Origin of the sequence: Polaribacter marinus, from assembly GCF_022662535.1 — a bacterium.
GTDB lineage: Bacteria > Bacteroidota > Bacteroidia > Flavobacteriales > Flavobacteriaceae > Polaribacter > Polaribacter marinus.
The window spans coordinates 1-2,408 of sequence record NZ_JAKQYM010000043.1 but is presented as its reverse complement, the minus strand read 5'-3'; the positions used below and the strand labels follow the sequence as shown (position 1 = coordinate 2,408).

Sequence of the window (2,408 nt, the reverse complement as noted above, 5' to 3'; positions counted from 1 at the left end):
TTTTAAAATTCAAGAGTTTTATTGTTTTTTTTCCAACGGTTTGAGTGTTTCTGGATAATTTTTGGCAACGTGTTTGTATAAGATTAGTTGCGTGGTTTTAGCACTAATTTAGCAAATAAAAACCGAATAGAAAGTCCGCGAGGACTTTCGTAAATAGGCTGGAACTAGCAATTAATTTTATACGGTGTTAGGCGCTGTTTTTTATTTTTACTATTTCCTCAACTACAGTTTTTATGTCAATACGACTCTCCCAATTTTCTTTGCAATCAATAGTCAAGGTATAAAGGAAATCAGGTGTTAAGCCAATTGAATGACCTGAATATTTACGAACAAGTTTCTTTATAAGATTCAGAATTGCGTGAGTAATAAAATGACCTTTTATATGAAACCAAAGTTCTTTGTCTGTTTGATTTATTAATTTTTCAACAGCTTCTATTTCTTCATTGGAAAAATTAGGTTTTACACTCTCAATAAATTTTTCGGTTTTCACTTCACAAATTTCTGAAGATTTTTGCCCTTTTAAAAATTTATAACAATTATCACCAAAAATGCAAATGCCTTTTTGATATTTATGATTTGCAATATCCAATATAATTAAATCTCGAACAGAAGTTGAAAAATCATTTATCCAATCGTTAAAATCAGTAGATATATTTACCTTTTTTCTACAAAACTTGGAAATCGTATTTTCAATTTCTTGATAACTAAAGTACATAGTATTCTCAATCGAATATCCATAAGTCCTTATGATATTTGGATGGGAAGTTATATCTTCTAAAAAGTCATTATGGTCATTATCTGTAGCTACATAAAATTCGGCATTTGAATCTATAATATTACTAATATACTTTTCTAGTTCTTGACTACCACCTACATCTTCAATATGAGCTTCGACCTCTGCAAGGTTAAATAAGTTATCCCAAAATAAAGGGTCATCTTTACCTTCAACATAGACTGTTATGGTTTTATTATAAAATAGTCCTTTTGCTTCTAAAGCATCAATTGAATAGTCTAAATCATCCATTATTTATGATTTTTTCCATATTAATTGTTCTCTGTTTGAACTTACCTACTATTTCTGGCGAATGTGTAGCTACAATAATTTGAGAGTTTGGGTTTAATGTTCTAATTGAAGGAATAACCCGTCTTTGCCATTCTATATGAAGTGACAGTTCAGGTTCATCTGCAATAAATAAAGTTTGAGCACCTTTTTGTAATAATGCTTCTGTTAATAATATAATTAATTGTTTTTCTCCTGATGATAATTGAGATAAAGGGATTTCCACTTCTTCTTTAAAAATTGAAATACCTCCAATTTTACTATCTTGTAAAGTGAATTCTTTTGTTTCGTGAAAATCATTCAGCATTTTAATATAGTCATTGAGACGCTCAAATATTCTCTTTTTATCTTTTTCAAGTTCACTTGATAACTCATTTATTTTCCTAGTTCTTCCTAATAAAGTCAAAGGTGTTACGTCATTTGGGTAAACAGGTTTTTCCTTGTCTTTAACGTGTATATTAATTGCGTCTGCTGCTTTTTGAATTGCAGCAACGTGTTTATCTATATTTTCTGTTATTTTATCATCTAAAATCCCTAAACCACGATATGCTTGTTTTAATCCTAATTGAATTCTCCTATAATCTAATTTAACGGGTTCGTTGATATTGACATAGTCAAATTCCTCGTTAAATAGATTTGATTTTAAAACATCTTCTTGGAATTTTTTTGATAAACGACTTAAATCTGTTTCTAATTGTAATTGGTATGAGGTTAATTCTCCAATTAATTCTTCTAATCTTACGTCAATAGCATTATAGACATCTTCACGTCTACTGTCGCGAAAATCTTCTTTAGCGATATTGTCACGATTAACTGATAAATATGAAACGTTTACAAGTTTACTTAAAATGGCTTTTATTTCTTGGATATCTCTATAAAATCTAGGGTGTATTCTACCACTTCTTTTTGTAATATATTTAAGCTCTCTTTCAGGTATAACAGGTAGCTTAAACTTCTTTGAACCAATTTGATATTGTAATTCTTTATATTGTAAATCGTGAGCTATTTTAGTAACTTCAATTTTTCTTTTTTTCTTACCATCTTTTAAGAGAACAATTATTTTTTCAAATTGCAATCCGAATAGTAATTCTAAGTCAACAGATATTACAGCTTGAAGTAAGTTGATAAATGTTGATTTACCTGTTCCATTGCGACCAATGAAAATATTAACATCGTTATTGAAATCGGTTTCTACTGTATGTTGTCCCCAAAATCCTTCTATTAAAACATTATCTATTTTAAACATTTTCTATTTTTTTTCAAATTGCGCCTAACGAGTTTGTGTTATTGAAAGTTGCGTTTTACGTGAACGGCTATTTTCCGCAGGAAAATAGAAGTTTACAAAAAA

The 2,408-nt window shown here is 29.1% G+C and carries 2 protein-coding genes; both read right to left on the bottom strand.

What is annotated here, in order from left to right; translation table 11 throughout:
* Positions 1-187 precede the first annotated feature (187 nt).
* Positions 188-1,024, bottom strand: a complete 837-nt coding sequence (locus tag MC378_RS15295; protein WP_242179704.1) for a DUF4435 domain-containing protein — start codon at positions 1,022-1,024, stop codon at positions 188-190.
* Positions 1,017-2,306 carry an AAA family ATPase gene (locus tag MC378_RS15290; RefSeq protein ID WP_242179702.1) on the bottom strand — a complete coding sequence of 430 codons (1,290 nt, stop codon included), beginning with the start codon at positions 2,304-2,306 and terminating at the stop codon, positions 1,017-1,019. Before MC378_RS15290 ends, MC378_RS15295 begins: the two co-directional genes overlap by 8 nt.
* Positions 2,307-2,408: the final 102 nt, after the last annotated feature.